Origin of the sequence: Serratia sp. OS31 (assembly GCF_014164835.1) — a bacterium.
Lineage (GTDB): Bacteria > Pseudomonadota > Gammaproteobacteria > Enterobacterales > Enterobacteriaceae > Serratia > Serratia liquefaciens_A.
In genome coordinates this window covers 13,908-31,315 of sequence record NZ_JACJFQ010000009.1, presented here as the reverse complement: position 1 = coordinate 31,315, position 17,408 = coordinate 13,908, and the positions used below count along the sequence as shown (strand labels likewise).

At 55.7% G+C, this 17,408-nt stretch carries 15 protein-coding genes, 1 tRNA gene and 1 other RNA gene; 5 read left to right on the top strand and 12 right to left on the bottom strand.

Going from position 1 to position 17,408, the window contains the following annotated elements:
- Entirely contained in the window at positions 1 to 192 is a 192-nt protein-coding gene (gene bcsR / locus H5P17_RS10000; RefSeq protein WP_044554382.1) for a cellulose biosynthesis protein BcsR, read from the bottom strand.
- A gap of 201 nt (positions 193 to 393) precedes the next feature.
- Between bcsR and bcsE the strand changes: the two genes are divergently transcribed.
- The 3 genes from bcsE to bcsG are packed head-to-tail and all read left to right on the top strand — an operon-like array spanning position 394 to position 3,801.
- A complete protein-coding gene (gene bcsE / locus H5P17_RS09995) occupies positions 394 to 1,962 on the top strand; it encodes a cellulose biosynthesis protein BcsE (protein ID WP_044554381.1) in 1,569 nt (522 codons plus the stop codon).
- Complete coding sequence (gene bcsF, locus H5P17_RS09990; protein ID WP_044554380.1) at positions 1,949 to 2,152, top strand: cellulose biosynthesis protein BcsF; 204 nt, start codon at positions 1,949 to 1,951, stop codon at positions 2,150 to 2,152. The genes bcsE and bcsF overlap by 14 nt, the downstream gene beginning before the upstream one ends.
- Positions 2,149 to 3,801, top strand: a complete 1,653-nt coding sequence (gene bcsG, locus H5P17_RS09985; protein ID WP_044554379.1) for a cellulose biosynthesis protein BcsG — start codon at positions 2,149 to 2,151, stop codon at positions 3,799 to 3,801. The genes bcsF and bcsG overlap by 4 nt, the downstream gene beginning before the upstream one ends.
- Before the next feature lie 333 nt (positions 3,802 to 4,134).
- On the opposite strand, the gene dppF is transcribed toward bcsG, so the two are convergent.
- The 6 genes from dppF to H5P17_RS09955 all read right to left on the bottom strand — a co-directional run bounded on the left by dppF (position 4,135) and on the right by H5P17_RS09955 (position 12,124).
- A complete protein-coding gene (dppF, locus tag H5P17_RS09980; protein WP_044554378.1) occupies positions 4,135 to 5,124 on the bottom strand; it encodes a dipeptide ABC transporter ATP-binding subunit DppF in 990 nt (329 codons plus the stop codon).
- Positions 5,121 to 6,101: a dipeptide ABC transporter ATP-binding protein gene (dppD, locus tag H5P17_RS09975; protein ID WP_020824730.1), complete on the bottom strand. Its 981-nt coding sequence runs from the start codon at positions 6,099 to 6,101 to the stop codon at positions 5,121 to 5,123. The genes dppF and dppD overlap by 4 nt, the downstream gene beginning before the upstream one ends.
- 15 nt (positions 6,102 to 6,116) lie before the next feature.
- A complete protein-coding gene (gene dppC / locus H5P17_RS09970; protein ID WP_182822655.1) occupies positions 6,117 to 7,019 on the bottom strand; it encodes a dipeptide ABC transporter permease DppC in 903 nt (300 codons plus the stop codon).
- A gap of 11 nt (positions 7,020 to 7,030) precedes the next feature.
- Entirely contained in the window at positions 7,031 to 8,050 is a 1,020-nt protein-coding gene (gene dppB / locus H5P17_RS09965; protein ID WP_182822653.1) for a dipeptide ABC transporter permease DppB, read from the bottom strand.
- A gap of 170 nt (positions 8,051 to 8,220) precedes the next feature.
- Positions 8,221 to 9,828 carry a dipeptide ABC transporter periplasmic-binding protein DppA gene (dppA, locus tag H5P17_RS09960; RefSeq protein ID WP_020824727.1) on the bottom strand — a complete coding sequence of 536 codons (1,608 nt, stop codon included), beginning with the start codon at positions 9,826 to 9,828 and terminating at the stop codon, positions 8,221 to 8,223.
- A gap of 604 nt (positions 9,829 to 10,432) precedes the next feature.
- A complete protein-coding gene (locus tag H5P17_RS09955) occupies positions 10,433 to 12,124 on the bottom strand; it encodes a glycosyl hydrolase family 18 protein (RefSeq protein ID WP_182822651.1) in 1,692 nt (563 codons plus the stop codon).
- A 508-nt stretch (positions 12,125 to 12,632) separates the two neighbouring features.
- On the opposite strand from H5P17_RS09955, the gene H5P17_RS26545 reads away from it, so the two are divergent.
- Positions 12,633 to 12,800 carry a DUF6516 family protein gene (locus tag H5P17_RS26545; RefSeq protein WP_370570034.1) on the top strand — a complete coding sequence of 56 codons (168 nt, stop codon included), beginning with the start codon at positions 12,633 to 12,635 and terminating at the stop codon, positions 12,798 to 12,800.
- Between the two features lie 11 nt (positions 12,801 to 12,811).
- Complete coding sequence (locus H5P17_RS09950) at positions 12,812 to 13,144, top strand: transcriptional regulator (protein WP_255477887.1); 333 nt, start codon at positions 12,812 to 12,814, stop codon at positions 13,142 to 13,144.
- A 53-nt stretch (positions 13,145 to 13,197) separates the two neighbouring features.
- Here the strand turns inward: H5P17_RS09950 and H5P17_RS09945 are convergent.
- From H5P17_RS09945 to uhpA, 5 genes are all read right to left on the bottom strand, one after another.
- Positions 13,198 to 13,325, bottom strand: a non-coding RNA gene (locus tag H5P17_RS09945) — RtT sRNA.
- A 31-nt stretch (positions 13,326 to 13,356) separates the two neighbouring features.
- A tRNA-Pro gene (locus tag H5P17_RS09940) sits at positions 13,357 to 13,433 on the bottom strand.
- Between the two features lie 120 nt (positions 13,434 to 13,553).
- Complete coding sequence (locus H5P17_RS09935; protein ID WP_182822647.1) at positions 13,554 to 14,885, bottom strand: MFS transporter; 1,332 nt, start codon at positions 14,883 to 14,885, stop codon at positions 13,554 to 13,556.
- Positions 14,886 to 14,979: 94 nt separating this feature from the next.
- Positions 14,980 to 16,521, bottom strand: a complete 1,542-nt coding sequence (uhpB, locus tag H5P17_RS09930) for a signal transduction histidine-protein kinase/phosphatase UhpB (protein WP_182822776.1) — start codon at positions 16,519 to 16,521, stop codon at positions 14,980 to 14,982.
- A complete protein-coding gene (gene uhpA / locus H5P17_RS09925) occupies positions 16,521 to 17,111 on the bottom strand; it encodes a transcriptional regulator UhpA (RefSeq protein WP_020824721.1) in 591 nt (196 codons plus the stop codon). Before uhpA ends, uhpB begins: the two co-directional genes overlap by 1 nt.
- Between the last annotated feature and the right edge of the window lie 297 nt (positions 17,112 to 17,408).

Sequence of the window (17,408 nt, the reverse complement as noted above, 5' to 3'; positions counted from 1 at the left end):
CTAACGGCTCCCCGTGGTCTGCGCCAATTCGGCCAGCAGCGGCCAGTTGGCCATCATCTGCGTTAACCGCTCCTGACGTGCGATATCGACATAGCTTAATTTTGGCAGCGAAAATGCCTGACTGAGCGCCAGCAAATCGTCCTGAGTTTCCGATGGGGCCACCGCATGAAAGCGCGTTAATTGATTATTCATTCTGCCGCCTTAAAAAAATAGGCTAATGTTAATAACTATAGCAACGGTAAAAAAATACATAGCCAATAAGATGATTCTCAACAAATATTAGTACATGGCGGGTTTTAATTTTTTTTATTATTGTTCCCAATGACAGGATGGCCGAATAGCTATACTCAGTGGGCCGCGACGACACTTTCAACGAAAGTAGAAAAATATCCTATGGCGCAATCTTTCTCATTAGGTGTTCGGCAGATTTGGGAAGAACTGTCTGTCATGCAAGCCCCGGGGTTGTATTGGGTGAATGTCGACCGTCAGACCGATGCCAACCTGCTCTGCCAGCAAACTTTAGCTGCCCAGGCTGCGACCAGCCAGGTGGCGTTGATTTGCAGCGGCGAAAAACCCGACGGGTTGCTGGCGGAACTGGCCTCGCCCGCATTGAAAAAAATCCCGCTGTACCAGTTACCCGAGAAAAAAGCGGCGCTGCTGCACTTGGGCGACGATCTGATGCGCGCCCTAAAACCGCAAAATCGCCTATTGATTCTGTTGGCCCACGCCAGTTTATGGCAGACCTTCACCCGTGAAGAGCTGCGTGACTGGACCCGCGCCACCGCGGCCTGGCTGCGCCGACAAGGCTGCACGCTGCTGATCCTCAGCCACGGCGGCGGCGTGAATAAACTCAAAGGACAACTCAGTACCCAACACCGGATCCTTAACGGGTTGGCCAGCCTGCAGTGGCAGCAGGACAGCGCACAGTATCTGGTTAACTGGTGGAGCACCGAAAACGGCATCAACGCCAACCAGCTGCTGACGTTATATACCGGCGAGCACGGCTGGCAGGGTGACGACGACAGCAACAAACCTTCCCCGACCTCCATCCGCAGCGATGAAGGGCGTTATCTGGCCCAACGGAGCATTCTTGAAGGTGCGCCACCGCTCTCGGCCAACTGGCAACTGCTGGAAACCAATGCGCAGCTGGCGCAGCACGGCATGTTGACACTTTCGGCAACGCTGATTTTTGCCCTGTACCAGAGCGACGAAATCGATGCGCTGGCGCATCAAATTCACAGCCTGCGCCGTCAACGCGGCAACGGCCTGAAAATTGTCGTGCGCGAGATGAGCGCCAGCCTGCGCTACAGCGACGAACGTCTGCTGTTGGCCTGCGGCGCCAACCTGATTGTGCCGCACGTGGCACCGTTATCGCGTTTTTTGACCATGCTTGAGGGGATCCAGGGGCAACGCTTCTCCCGCCACGTTCCGGCAGATATCGATGCCCTGCTGGCCGGGCTGCGCCCGCTGCAACTGAAGGGTTACATGCGGCCGGACGATTTTAGTCAGGCAGTGATTTCGCTGATGGGCAATACGCTGCTGCCGGAAGACGGCAAAGGCGTGATGGTCGCGCTACGTCCGGTACCCGGATTGCGCGCCGAACAGGCGATGACCCTGTGTTTTTTACGGCGCTTCGGCGACGTGATGACCGTGGTGCAAGGCCGGCTGGTGCTGTTCCTCTCCACCTGCCGGATCAACGATCTGGATACCGCACTGAAATTCATTTTTCGTCTGCCGGTGGACGAAGCCTTCAGTAACCGGGTGGTGTGGCACCAGGACGTGGATATTATTTCAGAAATCAAACGGCTGGCGCACAACGCCAATATTCCGTTGCCTGCAGCAACCTCAACGGCCGCGCCACGCCAGGCCGCCAGCGCGGCAGACCGTCCTCAGGAGCGTCGTCAACCGGTGGCCTTCACGCTGACGACTGGCGTACGGGAGAATAAGCATGTTGAATCTTAACGACATTGTGCAACTGATTATTCTGTGCGCAGTTATTTTTATCCCGCTGGGCTATGCCTTTCACCGGCGTTTCCCGCACTGGCGTCAGTACTGGCAAAACCTGTTGTTATCACCGCGCTATTTAAAATCCATCGGATTATGGGTGCGCGAAGGGTCTTCTTCTCAGATTAAGCGTAAGAAACAGCCATGAAGCCAACAAACAACCCGCAATCCGATAACTCCCTGTGGCGCTACTGGCGTGGGCTGGGCGGCTGGAATTACTACTTCCTGGTCAAATTCGCCCTGCTGTGGTTCGGCTACCTGAACTTCCATGCCTTGCCCAACCTGGTGTTCATGGCATTTCTGCTGATGCCGATACCGGCGATGCGCCTGCACCGCTGGCGTCATTACGTGGCGATCCCGATTGGGATTGCGCTGTTCTATCACGATACCTGGCTGCCCGGCATCAACAGCATCATGAGCCAGGGTTCGCAATTGACCGGCTTCAGCGCCCAGTATCTGCTGGAGCTGATAAATCGCTTTATCAATTGGCAGATGGTCGGCGCCGCCTTTGTGATGCTGATTGCCTACCTGTTTCTGGCCCAGTGGGTACGGGTTACGGTATTCACCGTTGCCGCGCTGGTGTGGCTGAACCTGGTCAACATTGCCGGCCCGGCCGTGTCACTGCTGCCGGCCGGCACCAGTGCGTCCACCAGCAGCACTCCGGCGACGACAGCCCCGGCTGCCGGGAGCGACAGCGCGCCGGCAGACAGCGCGCCCCCCACCAGCGCCAACCTGACGGCCTATCTGAACCAGTTCTACGACAAAGAAAAAACCCGCGTTACCGCCTTCCCGGCCAGCCTGCCTGCCGATGCTCAGCCGTTTGACCTGCTGGTGATCAATATCTGTTCGCTGGCCTGGGCCGACATGGACGCGGTAAAACTGGAAAACCACCCGCTGTGGTCGAAGATGGACATCATGTTCGACAACTTCAACTCGGCAACCGCCTACAGCGGCCCGGCGGCAATTCGTCTGTTACGAGCCAGCTGCGGTCAGCCTTCGCATCACGATTTGTATCAGCCGGTCAATCAGCAGTGCTATCTGTTTGATAACCTTGCCAAGCTGGGTTTCAAAGAGCAGCTGATGCTGGATCACTCCGGCGTGTTCGGCAACTTCCTGAAAGAGCTGCGCGAACAGGGTGATATGCAGGCACCGCTGATGTCTCAGGCCGGGATCGGCAATGAGCTGGCTTCGTTTGACGGCGAACCGATATACAACGATTTGGAACTGCTCACCCGCTGGCAGGATCAGCAGCAAAAGGCCGGTGATACCCGCAGCGCCACCTTCTTCAACATCATTCCGCTGCATGACGGCAACCGTTTTGTCGGTTCGAACAAGAGCGCGGACTATCAACCCCGAGCGCAGAAATTGTTCGACCAGTTGAACACCTTCCTGGAACAACTGGAAAAATCCGGCCGCAAGGTGATGGTGGTGATTGTGCCGGAACACGGCGCAGCACTGGTAGGCGACAAAATGCAGATGTCCGGCCTGCGCGATATCCCCAGCCCGAACATTACCCATACGCCGGTGGGCATCAAACTGGTGGGTATGAAAGCGCCGCATCAGGGCAGTCCGCTGCAGGTCAAAACGCCAAGCAGCTACCTGGCGCTTTCCGAGCTGGTTTCTCGCTTGGTGGACGGCAAGGCCTTCACCGCGCCGAGCGTAGACTGGCAGGCGCTGACGCAGAACCTGCCGCAGACGGCGGTCATTTCCGAGAATGACAACGCCATCGTGATGCAATACCAAGGCAAGCCTTACATCCGGCTAAACGGCGGCGATTGGGTACCTTATCCCCAGTAATGGCATTACGTGATGACTCAGGGGCACGCCTTCGGGCGTGCTTTTTTTGCAGGCGTCAATCTGCGGCGGAACCTCAATCCTTTACATTAACTTTGGGAATTCCATTCCCAACCGCGTAATAATCCGGGCAGAAAAAGCCAGGGGATTAATTATCACTGGCTTGCGAAGATTCCTAATTCAGCTTATTTCGTCAGGATTTCGTTAAGAGAAATAAGCGCCATTAATACAAATAAAAAATCCACTCAATTAACTAATTAATACGCTCATAATTAAAAGCAAAAAAATGCCGGCGTAAAGGCCGGCATTCTTGGTTAATTGTCATGGATAACAAAGTTATGCCGCAGAATTTTCATCCTGATCGACCGCGAAGCAGGCGACCATCTGCTCGCCGTATTGCTTTAACTGGGGTTGCAGTTGGGTGCAAGGCCCGAAAGCGCGACGGCAGCGGGCATTGAATGCACAGCCTGGCGGCGGGTTCATCGGGCTGGGCAGTTCGCCGGTCAGCTTGATGCGCTCGCGACGCATATCCGGATTCAGGCGCGGCGTCGCGGACAGCAATGCCTGGGTATACGGATGGCGCGGGTTGTTGAAAATGGCGTCTTTACTGCCCTTCTCCACGCAGCGGCCGAGATACATCACCATCACTTCGTCGGCAATGTGCTCCACCACCGATAAATCGTGGGAGATAAACACGTAAGACAGCCCCAGATCCTGCTGCAAATCCATCATCAGGTTCAACACCTGCGCCCGCACGGACACGTCCAGCGCGGAAACCGGCTCATCGGCAATCACTACGTCCGGATTAAGCATCAACCCTCGTGCAATAGCGATACGCTGCCGCTGTCCGCCGGAGAACATATGGGGATAACGATCGTAATGCTCGGTCTTCAGTCCGACCTTGGCCATCATCTCCAGCGCTTTCTCACGACGTTCTGCGCTGCTTAACGCGGTATTGATCTGCAACGGCTCCTCAAGGATCTGCCCGACCTTCTTGCGTGGGTTGAGCGATCCATAAGGATTCTGGAACACGATCTGGATCTTCTGTCGTCGAAGCTTCTCGGCAGTGACATCCGGCTTCAGCAAATCCTGCCCCTGATAGTACAGCTCGCCGCCGGTCGGAATTTCAATCATCGTCAGCAGGCGACCCAGCGTCGATTTACCGCAGCCGGACTCGCCCACCACCGCCAGCGTTTTGCCACGCTCAAGCGTAAAGGAAACGCCGTCCAGCGCTTTGACCAGCCGCTCCGGGGCAAATAACCCCTTCTTGACCGGGTAATGTTTCTTCAGGTCAATCGCCTGCAATAAGGGTTGATTCTGGCTCATACGGTCGGCCTCCCCGCATCATCCAGCGGTGTGTGACATTTAACCTGACGACCGGGAATGCTGCGCAGTTCCGGCTCTTCAGTACGGCAACGCTCATTGGCGTACGGGCAACGTGGATTGAGCAAACAGCCGCTTGGGCGGTCATATTTGCCCGGTACCACGCCCGGCAGCGAAGCCAGGCGCGCTTTATCGGCGGCAAATTCCGGCAGCGCGCGCAGCAGCGCCTGAGTGTAGGGGTGACGCGGCGCGCGGAAGATTTCCGATGCCTTACCGGACTCCACCACCTGCCCGGCATACATCACGATGATGTGATGCGCCGCCTCGGACACCAGCGCCAGATCGTGAGTGATCAGCAACAGGGCCATATTTTCACGCTGCTGCAGTTCCAGCAGCAGTTCGATAATTTGCGCCTGAATGGTCACGTCGAGCGCGGTGGTCGGTTCATCGGCAATCAGCAGCTTTGGTCGGCAGGCAATCGCCATGGCGATCATCACGCGCTGGCTCATCCCACCGGAAAGCTGGTGCGGATACACGTCGAGACGCGAAGCCGGGTCGGGGATGCCTACCTGCGTCAGCAGATCGACAGCCCGTTGACGACGAGTGCGGCGGTTGCCGCCCTGGTGCACCTTCAACGCTTCCATGATCTGGAAGCCGACGGTGTAGCACGGGTTCAGGCTGGTCATCGGATCCTGGAAAATCATCGCCACTTCCGAGCCCACCAGTTGGCGACGTTCTTTTTCGGAAATCTTGCGCAGATCCTGGCCGTTAAACTCCAGTTTTTCGGCCATCACCTTACCGGGGAAGTCGATCAGCCCCATAATCGCCAGCGAGCTGACGGACTTGCCGGAGCCGGATTCGCCGACAATGCCCACCACCTGACCCTGCTCCACGCTGTAACTGATGCGGTCTACCGCGCGGAAGGGAGTGCCTTCGTCACCGAAGTGCACCGAAAGCTTGTCTACATTTAATAACGCCATCTCTCTCGTCCTCTGTTACTGCTTGAGTTTGGGGTCGAGAGCGTCACGCAAGCCGTCCCCCATCAGGTTAAATGCAAGCACCGTCAGCAGAATCGCCACGCCGGGGAAGGTCACCACCCACCAGGCGCTTTGGGCGAACTGCAGTACGTCGGAGAGCATGGTGCCCCACTCCGGCGTTGGCGGTTGCGCACCCATGCCCAGGAAGCCGAGAGCGGCCATATCCAGAATGGCGTTCGAGAAGCCAAGAGAAGCCTGGACGATCAGCGGCGCCAGGCAGTTTGGCAAGATGTTGATAAACATTTGGCGCAGCGCACCAGCGCCCGCCACGCGTGAAGCGGTGACGTAGTCGCGGTTTACTTCCACCAAGACCGCCGCGCGCGTCAGTCGCACGTAGTGCGGCAAGGCGACGAAGGTTAACGCCAGCGAAGCGTTGACGATCGACGGGCCGAAAATGGCCACCAGCACCAACGCCAGCAGCAAACTCGGCAACGCCAACATGATGTCGACGATACGCATGATGATCGCATCCACTACGCCGCCGAAATAGCCCGCCAGCAGGCCCAGCACTACGCCCATGATCAGCGAAAGCACCACCACCAGACAGCCGACCAACAGCGACAGCCGCGCGCCGTACATCAGGCGCGACAACACGTCGCGGCCTACATCGTCAGTACCGAGGAGATATTGCCAACTGCCGCCTTCCTGCCAGACCGGCGGTTTAAGCAGCGCGTCGCGGAACTGATCCGCCGGCGCATGCGGTGCCAGCACCCCGGCACCGATGGCGATAACGAACATCACAATGATATAGACCAGGCCGACAACGGCCCCTTTATTGCGCTTGAAATAGTGCCAGAACTCCTGAAACGGGGTCATGGGCTTCGGCGCACCTTTAACTACAGACTCAGTGACTTGAGACATCAGAGCGCCCCTTATTTCTTGTGGCGAATACGCGGGTTGACCACGCCGTAGAGCACGTCTACCAGCAGGTTAACCAGAATAATCATACAGGCGACCAGCAAAACGCCGCCCTGAACAACCGGATAGTCGCGACGCTGCAGCGCATCCATCAGCCAGCGCCCCAGGCCCGGCCAGGAGAAGATGGTTTCGGTCAGGATCGCACCGGCCAGCATGGTGCCGACCTGCAGACCAATCACCGTCACCACCGGCAGCAAGGCATTGCGCAGCGCATGCACCACTATCACCCGCATGCGGCTCACGCCCTTGGCGCGCGCGGTACGGATGTAATCTTCGCCCAACACTTCCAGCATTGAGGAGCGCGTCATACGCACGATCACCGCCAGCGGGATGGTGCCGAGCACGATAGCCGGCAGGATCATGTGCATCACGGCATCAGCGAAGTCGCCCGGTTCGCCCCAAAACAGGGTATCAATAAGCATAAAGCCGGTTAACGGCAAGGTATCGTCAAGGAACACCGTGTCGCTGACCCGCCCCGATACCGGCGTCAGGTTTAGCTGCACCGAGACCAGCATGATCAGCATCATGCCCCACCAGAAAATCGGCATCGAGTAGCCGGTCAGGGAGATGCCCACCGCGGTATGATCGAATATTGAGCCTCGCCTGACCGCCGCCAGCACCCCCACCGGGATCCCCACCAGCACGGCGAAAATCATCGCGCAGAACCCTAATTCCAGCGTGGCCTTGAAGCGTGGAACAAACTCATCCCAAACGGAGATGCGGCTTTTGAGGGACGTACCCAAATCACCCTGCAACACGTTGGATACGTAAGAGAAATATTGTTGATAGAGCGGTTTATCCAGCCCCATTTCCGCCATCAACTGCGCATGGCGTTCTGCGGAGATCCCGCGTTCCCCGGCCATGATGGTCACCGGGTCACCGGGGATCATATGGACGAATGCAAAAGTCAGCAAAGTTATGCCGATAAACGTTGGGATAACTAACCCCAAACGTCGGAGTATGAACTGCAACATATCCCGAACTCTCTGTATAAAATGCCCGGCAGCTCATCGTCCGCCAGGCTTATTAAAGCTCACACACTTTGAACAACCCTGATGCCGTACGCCGGAGACTGGTCAGCAGAAGCGCAACCTGTTGCGCCCCTGCCAAGTCCATTCGTGTGTCGCCGGCCTAACGGCCAGAATTAATCTAGAGAGACATTCTCAAAGTGATGCTTACCAAGCGGATCCACAACATAGCCCTTCACTTCTTTACGCACTGGCTCGTAAACGGTGGAGTGGGCGACAATCAGTGCCGGAGCCTGATCGTGCATCACTACCTGAGCCTGTTTGTACAGTTCGATGCGTTTGTCGTGGTTCGATTCAGCGCGTGCCGGTTGGATCAGATCCTCAAACGGCTTGTAGCACCAGCGAGAATAGTTGGAGCCATCTTTCGCCGCGGCACAGCTAAACAGCGTGGCGAAGAAGTTGTCCGGATCCCCGTTGTCGCCGGTCCAGCCCATCATCACCGTCTGATGCTCGCCCGCTTTGGCGCGCTTGAGGTATTCGCCCCACTCATAGGTCACGATTTTGGCTTTCACGCCGATTTTCGCCCAGTCAGACTGGATCATTTCCGCCATGCGGCGCGCGTTCGGGTTGTACGGACGTTGTACCGGCATAGCCCACAGATCGATGGCGAAGCCGTCTGCCATGCCCGCTTCTTTCAGCAGCTCTTTGGCCTTGACCGGATCGTAGGTGTAATCCTTCACCGCGTCGTTATAGCCCCACATGGTCGGCGGGATCAGGTTTTTAGCCGCCTGGCCTGCGCCCTGGTACACCGCGTCGATGATCGCCTGCTTGTTGACCGCCAGGGTCAACGCCTGACGCACCTTCAGGTTATCCAGCGGTTTTTTCTCAACGTTGAACGACAGGTAGCCAACGTTCAGCCCCGGTTGTTCCATCAGGTTGATGGTTTTGTCCTGCTTCATGCGCGCGATGTCAGCCGGGTTCGGGAACGGCATCACCTGACATTCGTTTTTCTGCAGTTTGGCGTAACGCACTGAAGCGTCTGGCGTGATAGAGAACACTAAACGGTCGATCTTCGGCTTGGTGCCCCAGAAACCGTCGAATGCCTTATAAAGGATTTTGGAGTCTTTCTGATATTGCAGCAGTTGGAACGGACCGGTACCGATGGGGTTCAGGTCAACTTTTTCCGGGGTGCCGGCTTTCATCATCACGTCGGCGTATTCGGCAGACAGAATAGAAGCGAAGTCCATACCCAGGTCAGCCACAAACGGGGCTTCCGGACGGTTCAGCACGAAACGAACGGTGGAATCGTCCACTTTCTCGATTTTGGCGATCAGTTTCGGCATGTCCATGCCTTCAAAGTACTCATAGCTGCCGCCGGAGACTTTGTGATAGGCATTATTCGCGTCCAACTGGCGTTCGAAGGAGAACACTACGTCGTCGGCGTTGAAGTCACGGGTCGGTTTGAAATCTTTGCTGCTCTGCCACTTCACGCCTTTGCGCAGGTGGAAGGTGTAGACTTTGCCGTCTTCGCTGACGTCCCATTTTTCAGCCAGGCCCGGCTGCAGCTCGGTGGTGCCGATTTTGAATTCGACCAGGCGGTTGTAAATCGGCACCGAGCTGGCGTCATAGGTGGTACCCGAGGTGAACAACTGCGGGTTGAACCCTTCCGGGGAACCTTCAGAACAGTAAACCAGAGTCTTGGCTTGCACGCTGGCCGCAACGGTCAACGCAATCAGCCCAATACCGAATTTCAGAATCCCTGTTTTTCCCAAGGAACTTGTCATCGCTAGTGCTCCATTATGTGATGTGATGTGTGTTTTACCGCCAGAGCCTGTATTTTTTATTGCGCGGCCTGTGCAGTCGGTGCCCGAAGGCTGGGAGGGATAATTGCGCGAGAGAGCCGGGTGGAACGCGTCCCGGTGGGGGCGTCTGAGCGCGTGGAATTCACTCAAACAACTCTCGCTCTTACCCCTGAGGCTACCAAATTGCCAACTGTTTGGGGTGTCGTCAATATAACCAGTAGGGATTTACACAGACTGTGAGAAACAGCAAACAAACATAAAAAAAACCTTTCTTTAACAGTTACAGCATTAAAAATTATGCTACACGGACATTTTTAGTTCGATAGGCTGCACTGAAGAAAGTTACTGGTGTTTAACTCCGATAAAAAACTAAAAAAGTTTGTTGCTGAATGATGAATATCTGAACGGTTATTTTTGTGATCTGCGTTAAATACAGGATGAAATGCTGATCCCCTACCCGAAAGAGTGAGGTGTCAGTGGCCTTTTTGATCGGGCCAGTGCCACAATCTATGCGCCGTTAAAAAACTTTCGTCTGTCAAAACGCCGGGGGCGAAGGGATATCCCCCGGCAACGTACTACAACCGAGTTATGGCGTACCGACGCTGTTGCCCAGGCTGCTGTTCATATTGTTCAGAATATCGCCGTTGTCAGCGTCAATTTCCCATGAGAACAGTCCACCCAACTGCTTATCCAGCACATACTTGCCTTTCGCCTGCACTGAGCGAGCATCATCAAAGGTGATCAGATCGCCTGTGGAAGGTTTGAAGACATAAGGCGCTTCAGCGGTAGCATCGTAACTGTACTGCCATTCGCCGCTCATAAACTCATTGGCGATCTGGCGGTAATCCACGATGCCGTTTTCCCAGGTGCCTTTCACCGGGCCGGTGGCGGTGCCGGTAAACGGAATGTTGTTCTGGTAACCGTTCACCCCGGTCCAGCCGCGACCGTACATGGCGGTGCCCACCACAATTTTGCCCGGCTTCACGCCCTGCGTGAGCAGTGCATTAACGCCATTCACCGTGGTATACGCCGTATCCGGTTTCCAGGCCGGCGCTTTCAGCGCAGTCTGGTGGCCGAGGTTTTTCAGATCGAATGCCCCATAGAAGTCGTAGCTCATCAGGAAAATGTGATCCATTGAGTTTTGTGCGGTGTTGTAATCCACCTTGTCGATTTTATCCTTGCCGGCGCTGATCGCAGCGGTCAGTTCATACTTACGGCCGGTTTCCGCCGAAAGCTGATCCAGCATGGTGCGCAGCTCTTTCATCAGTTGCACATAGGTTGCCCCATCCTGCGTACTGCCCAGTTTCGGGTTAGCACCCTGCCCGCCCGGGAATTCCCAGTCGATATCTACGCCGTCAAAGAACTTCCAGGTTTGCAGGAACTCCTTCACCGAGCCGACGAAGCGGTCGCGCTTCACCTTGTCGCCCATAAAGAAGAACGGATCGGACAACGTCCAGCCACCGATCGACGGCAGGATTTTCAGGTCCGGGCGGGCCTGTTTCAACGCCATCAACTGACCGAAGTTACCTTTGTAGGGGTCATCCCAGGCGGTCACGCCCTTCTGGCCTTTCTGCAGCGCAGCAAACGGATCGTGGATCGACACCTTAAAGTCTTCACGCCCCTGACAGGAACGCTGTAACGCCTGGAAGCTGCCTTCGATCTCTTTCAGGCTGTCGTTGATGCCGTCACCGCCGCAGATAGGAATAAAGCCGTACAGCAGGTGCGTCAGGTTCTGAGCCGGAAGTTTGTCAACGGTGAAATTACGGCCGTAAACGCCCCATTCAACGAAATAAGAACCGACCACTTTGCCGGAGTCTTGTTTATAAGGCTTATTCTTTTCCAACAAAGGTTCTTTTAAAGGCGCCAAATGGCTGCCGTCGGTATCTGCCACCACAATTTCGGTTGCATCGCTGGCGGTACAGCCGTCGGCATTGCATAACGCCACCTGCATTTGATAACGGCCGCCTTTATTCACCTTAAAGTTTGCAGTTCCCGAAGCACCGGTTGAGGCACCGCTCCAAACTTCTTTGCCATTTAATAATACTTTTGCCGTAGTACCGGTATCGCCATTCCATAAATTCCATGAAACAGAAACGTCGGCGGCATTTTTTACTTTCACCAGATTATTATAAGCCGTCGCCGCTTGATCGACTTCGACAATGGCGAATTTGGTATTACCCCAGGCCAACGTAGGTTTGCCCGGTGCAGCGGCCTGCGCCGCAGAGCACAGCGTGCTGCCGATCAGCAACGCCAACAGCGGTTTATTAAATTTGCGCATAACTGATTCCTTTATTCCGAGAGGATAAACATAAAATAATTAATCATGGCCACCCATTGTCGGAACAAAATAATCCCGCAATAATCCTGGCCGATTAAAGTCAAATAAATAAGCATTCATCTTTCCACTCAACGGAAATCTATCATTCCCATTTCGTGTATTCAGACTATAGATAAAATAATCATTAAAACAAGATGGCTATCAAGCGGGTTTTATTGAGCAGCGATGAATTTATTTAATAATGAATCACCGCGACCAATAGGAATAAGGAATGTGAATTAATTTCCGGGAAAGGATAAATATTTGTCATAGGGCTGATGTCATCATTGACATCAAATTTAAATTGATGGTAGCGTAAACATCAACAAGGAATGTTCAATGCCAGCGACACTCGTAATGAACAGGCGTATTTGGCTGGATACAAACAGTTTGCTCAGTCTGGTTGTCTGGGACCGTCACTCCCGCGGTAAGAGGCAGCAACCACAAGTACAAATATCGCCTGGCCTATGTGGTTGAGGATAAATGCGTATTACGCTATGACATCGAGGCAGGCAAAGGTGACCATAAGCATCTGGACACCGTTGAGATCTCGATAAGTTTTATCGATATTAATCAACTGGTTGACGACTTTATTGCAGAAGTGAACCAGCTAAGGAGGCCGAAATGCGCACTCTGAGGGTAAGTGTAATGCCTGTCCAACAGGCAATAGAGGGGTTGAAGACTGATTTTGCCAAAGCTTTATCCGGTAAGGAGATGGGCAACAGGCTGATATTCCCCGATGTCAAAACGCTGACTTATGTCTTGCTGAACGCTAATCGGATGACTCTGCTGGAAATAATGACCGGTGCAGAAGCTATGTCGATTCGAGAGCTTTCCAGACGACTAAACCGGGATTTCAAAGCCGTACATACGGATGTGCAAGCACTACTGAATGCCGGCGTTTTAGATAAGAAAGGTGCGAAAATTATCTTCTCTTATGACGAAATTCATTTTGACTTCGTCACCGGAAAAGCGGCCTGAAGGGCAAATGACAGGCGAAAAAAAACCTGCTTATAAAGCAGGTTTTTCAAATGTGGTCGGCGAGAGAGGATTACTGCATCTGCGATGCAGCCCTGCGGGCCGTTGCTAAAGCAACGTTGTCTCGCTGCGCTCGGCTCAAACCTCCTTCGGAGGTTCTCATCCTATAAACTACAGATGTAAAAAAACCCGCTAAAAGCGGGTTTTTTTGAATGTGGTCGGCGAGAGAGGATTCGAACCTCCGACCCACTGGTCCCAAACCAGTTGCGCTACCAAGCTGCGCTACTCGCCGATGCGGGGCGCATCTTACTGCTGGGGATAATACGCGTCAATCACTTTTTCAACCCAGCCCGCCAAGTGGCGATAAAAGCGTCATAAAGCGCAGTACGATGCCCTGTACCGCGCTTTTGCATCATGCCTTGGCGGTTTTCAGCGCCGGTGATTGCGCACGTAAGAACGGCAGCAGGAACAGCGCGGACAGGCAGGCGGCGATAGAGATCACCACGAAGAAGCCGTTCCAGTGCCAGATTTCCATGATGCGGGCAATCGGGTAGCCGGACAGTGCCGCCCCCAGATAGGCAAACAGGCCGACGAAACCGGTCGCCGCCCCGGCGGCATCCTTGTGCGAACATTCCGCCGCCGCCATGCCGATCAGCATCTGCGGGCCAAAGATAAAGAAGCCGATAGCAAAGAAGCAGGCAGCCTGCAGCAGGAAAGTCACGCCCGGCATGAGCCACAGCGCCGCCACCGACAGGAAGATACCGATGGCGAAAATCAGGTTCATTGGTCCGCGGTTACCGCGGAACAGCTTGTCGTAGCCCCAACCGGCTACCAGCGAGCCGATAAAGCCACCCACTTCGAACAGCGAAATCGCCGAGTTGGCGGTCATCAGCGAATAGCCTTTTTCCTGCGTCAGATACAGGTTGCCCCAGTCGTTGATCGCCGTACGTACGATGTATACCAGCACGTAAGACACCGCCAGCAGCCAGATGTACTTGTTGGTCAGCACGTAACGCTTGATGATTTCCCGGTTGGTCAGGCCCTGGCCTTCCGATTCCTGCACCAGTTCCATGGCGTCGTTGCGCCATTTACCCACGCTAGGCAGCCCCATGGTAGAAGGCTTGTCACGCAGGCGCCAACACATCAGCAGGCCCAATACCACGCCGATGATGCCCGGAATAATCATGCCGTAGCGCCAGCTGAAGTGCAGCGAGATAAAACCGACCAGCAGCGGGATCAGCGCGCCACCGAAGTTGTGCGAAGTGTTCCAGATAGCCCACCAACTGCCGCGTTCGGAGCGGGAATACCAGCTTGTAAGGATCTTGGAACAGGGCGGCCAGCCCCAGCCCTGGAAGAAGGCGTTGAGGATCCACAGCGTACCCAGCATCAGCAACGAAGAGCTGAGCCCGAAGAAGATATTCAGTATGCCGGTCATGATCAGACCCAGGCCCATAAAATAGCGCGGGTTGGAACGATCGCTGATCATGCCTGAGATAAATTTCGAGCAGCCGTAGGTGATGTAAAACAGCGTACCCAGGATGCCGACATCGGACATCGTCAGGCCAAGATCGCTCAGCATTGCCGGCATGATGAAGTTGAAGCTTTTGCGCGTGAAGTAAAACGCGGCATAGCCGATGTACATCGTCCACATCAGCTGGATACGCCAGTATTTATAGCTGGCATCGATCTGTTTTTGATCGGTGACCGGCGGCACATCCTGGCGGCTTTTAAGGAAAGACCACATGTGAAACCTCAGAGAATAGGAAAAGTGCCGCTATCATGCTGCGCGCGCGCGAAAATGACTTACGCCGGATTCCCGACGCAGTTAGGAGTATTTCCTAGTTTGGCGCTTCTGCCGTTGAAACTGTGGGTAAGATCACATTCAAACAGGTGCCATGCTCCGACGTCAGCCGCAGCTGGCCTCCCAGTGCGCTAATGCGCTCTTGCATGCCGCGCAGGCCGTAACCCGGCTCATGGTCGGCCAAATCGATACCGACGCCGTTATCGCGAATGGTCAGCAGGATTTGCGGCGGTCGCCCTTTACGGTGACGAAGGCGCGCATCCAGCTCAATGCGGCTGGCAGCCGCGTGACGACAAACATTGGTCACTCCCTCCTGACAGACCCGGTAGAGGGTAATTTTCAGCGTTTCATCCAGCAGCTCATCCGGCACCTGCCACTGCATCGTGCTCACCAGCGACGTATCTTGCGGTAGCGACTCACGCAGCATCGCCGCCACCGCCGCCGACAGCGGCAGGTTATTCAGCGCGGCGGGCCACAGTTGGGTCAGCACGTCGTGAACGCCGTCATACACCCGCAGCGCCAGCGTATCTATCGCTTCTGCACAGCCGATCACCGGCGGCTGTGGCGCCAGACGCTTGATAATACTGGCCTGGGTACGGATAACTGTGATGGTCTGGCCGACCTCATCATGCAGTTCTCGCGCAACCTCCCGCCGGGTTTGCTCTTCCGCCGTCACCAGCGCGCGCGCCAGTTGGCGGTTTTCCGTCAATCGCAGCCGCAGTTGCTGATTCAACTCGCGCTGGCGTTGAATACCGGCCCCGAGCAGCAGCCCGGTCAGGCTCTGGGCCAGCAGCGACAGCAGCAGATCGCGATGCGACTCGGGCTGCGGTGGCTCGTTGGCGACCAACACCACGCCATTAAGCAGCGTCGCCAACAGTGCCCCCTGCCAACCGTAGCGGTACGACATGAAGACGATGGGGATGGCCAGACAAAACGGCGCAAAGCGACGCAGCTCGGCGGCATTCACCTGCTGTTGCAGCCAGATACTGAGCGCAAACAGCAGCAGATAGGTGGCCAGATGCCGCAACCGCAGCGTGACCGGTTTATGGATCAGGCCCGGTTCGAGCGGTACCCAGATTTGCCGCGCCAGATAGTGCCACAACAGCAGGCAGGTCGGGGCAATGGTGAAACCGCCCGCCAGCCCAAGCAACAGCGCACGGGCGCCCTCGCCGTTCACCACCTGCCACACCAGCGCCTGCAGCAGTGCTGCGACCGCCACCACCGCGCCCTGCATCAGCGGCCATTGCCATTCGCTGTCGTTTTGTTGATGACGCAGCAGCCAGGGGGAAGCGACCAGGCTGAGCAGCACCGTCAACGCCAGCACCACCACCGAAGCCCACAACGCCGGCCCGTAACCGAACTGATCCGCCAGCAATACCATCAGCAGCAGGTCGGCCAGCAAGATCCCCGGCCAGAAGCGATAAGGACTTTGCAGCAGAATGCCCAGGCGCAGGCCAAACGGGAACAGCAGCAGCGCCTGCCAGGGCGGGTCGATCAGCGCGGTACCGATCCCCCACAGGCAAAACGCACTGGTGGCATAAATGAAAAACAGCGCCAGTTGGGTGATCAGGCGTTGCATCACAGATTCAGCATCCGCTTCGCCAGTTCGACGTTATTGTTGATGCCCAGCTTGGCGAACAGATTGGCGCGATGCACGTGGACCGTTTTCGGCGATAGCCCCAGGGCGACGGCAATCTCCCGCACCTCCTGCCCCTGGGCCAGTAACAGCGCGATCTCGCGTTCGCGACGCGTGAGGGGATCCACCTTCACCCGCGCCAACTGCTGGGCGATTTCAGGCATCAGATACACGCCGCCGCTGGCGACGGTACGCACCGCCGTGATCAAATCTTCCGGCTTGCAGCGTTTGGACAAGAAACCGCAGGCGCCGCGCTCCAGCGCCATTTCCACCAGCGCCGGGTTGTCATGCATCGACAGCATCACCACCCGAATACCGGAAGGGATGTCCGCCAGCAAATCCAACCCGCTGCCATCCGGCATCGAAATATCGCAGATGCAGATTTCCGCCTCCAGACCAGGCAACCCGGCGCGCGCCTGAGCGGCACTGCTAAACTCCCCTACCACCTGAATATCCGCCTCAAGCGACAGCAGTTGCACAAAGCCCGATCGCACAATGTCATGATCGTCAATAAACGCCACGCGCAAGGTCATGGAAATCTCCGGTTCGAGGGGGAAAGTGCGCAAGTATACCCTATAGCTTTCAAGTTGCAGCTAGGCGCCCAGCTCGTTCATCCCCAGGCGCTTACTTAAGTAAGTAACTGGGGTGAACGACAAATCTGTCGGGAACTGATTTGAACGCTGCTTGCAGCGGCCCCGAAGGGGCAAGACCCACGGAGAGGTCTTGTAAGCAGGTAACAACGCTGCAACTTGAAAGATGACGGGTATATACCGTAAGCCTGTGCCGGATTAATTAATGAAGGGAAGGTATTAACGGATTTTACCGGGCGC

Excerpts from the sequence above, each read along its gene's own strand:
- bcsR (WP_044554382.1), bottom strand. The coding sequence starts at position 192 with ATGAATAATCAATTAACGCGCTTTCATGCGGTGGCCCCATCGGAAACT.
- H5P17_RS09950 (WP_255477887.1), top strand. The coding sequence starts at position 12,812 with ATGCCTGTCCAACAGGCAATAGAGGGGTTGAAGACTGATTTTGCCAAA.
- uhpA (WP_020824721.1), bottom strand. The coding sequence starts at position 17,111 with ATGACCTTGCGCGTGGCGTTTATTGACGATCATGACATTGTGCGATCG.
- dppF (WP_044554378.1), bottom strand. The coding sequence starts at position 5,124 with ATGAGCCAGAATCAACCCTTATTGCAGGCGATTGACCTGAAGAAACAT.
- dppC (WP_182822655.1), bottom strand. The coding sequence starts at position 7,019 with ATGTCTCAAGTCACTGAGTCTGTAGTTAAAGGTGCGCCGAAGCCCATG.
- bcsE (WP_044554381.1), top strand. The coding sequence starts at position 394 with ATGGCGCAATCTTTCTCATTAGGTGTTCGGCAGATTTGGGAAGAACTG.
- bcsF (WP_044554380.1), top strand. The coding sequence starts at position 1,949 with ATGTTGAATCTTAACGACATTGTGCAACTGATTATTCTGTGCGCAGTT.
- H5P17_RS09955 (WP_182822651.1), bottom strand. The coding sequence starts at position 12,124 with ATGCGCAAATTTAATAAACCGCTGTTGGCGTTGCTGATCGGCAGCACG.
- uhpB (WP_182822776.1), bottom strand. The coding sequence starts at position 16,521 with ATGCAACGCCTGATCACCCAACTGGCGCTGTTTTTCATTTATGCCACC.
- dppA (WP_020824727.1), bottom strand. The coding sequence starts at position 9,828 with ATGACAAGTTCCTTGGGAAAAACAGGGATTCTGAAATTCGGTATTGGG.
- bcsG (WP_044554379.1), top strand. The coding sequence starts at position 2,149 with ATGAAGCCAACAAACAACCCGCAATCCGATAACTCCCTGTGGCGCTAC.
- dppD (WP_020824730.1), bottom strand. The coding sequence starts at position 6,101 with ATGGCGTTATTAAATGTAGACAAGCTTTCGGTGCACTTCGGTGACGAA.
- dppB (WP_182822653.1), bottom strand. The coding sequence starts at position 8,050 with ATGTTGCAGTTCATACTCCGACGTTTGGGGTTAGTTATCCCAACGTTT.
- H5P17_RS09935 (WP_182822647.1), bottom strand. The coding sequence starts at position 14,885 with ATGTGGTCTTTCCTTAAAAGCCGCCAGGATGTGCCGCCGGTCACCGAT.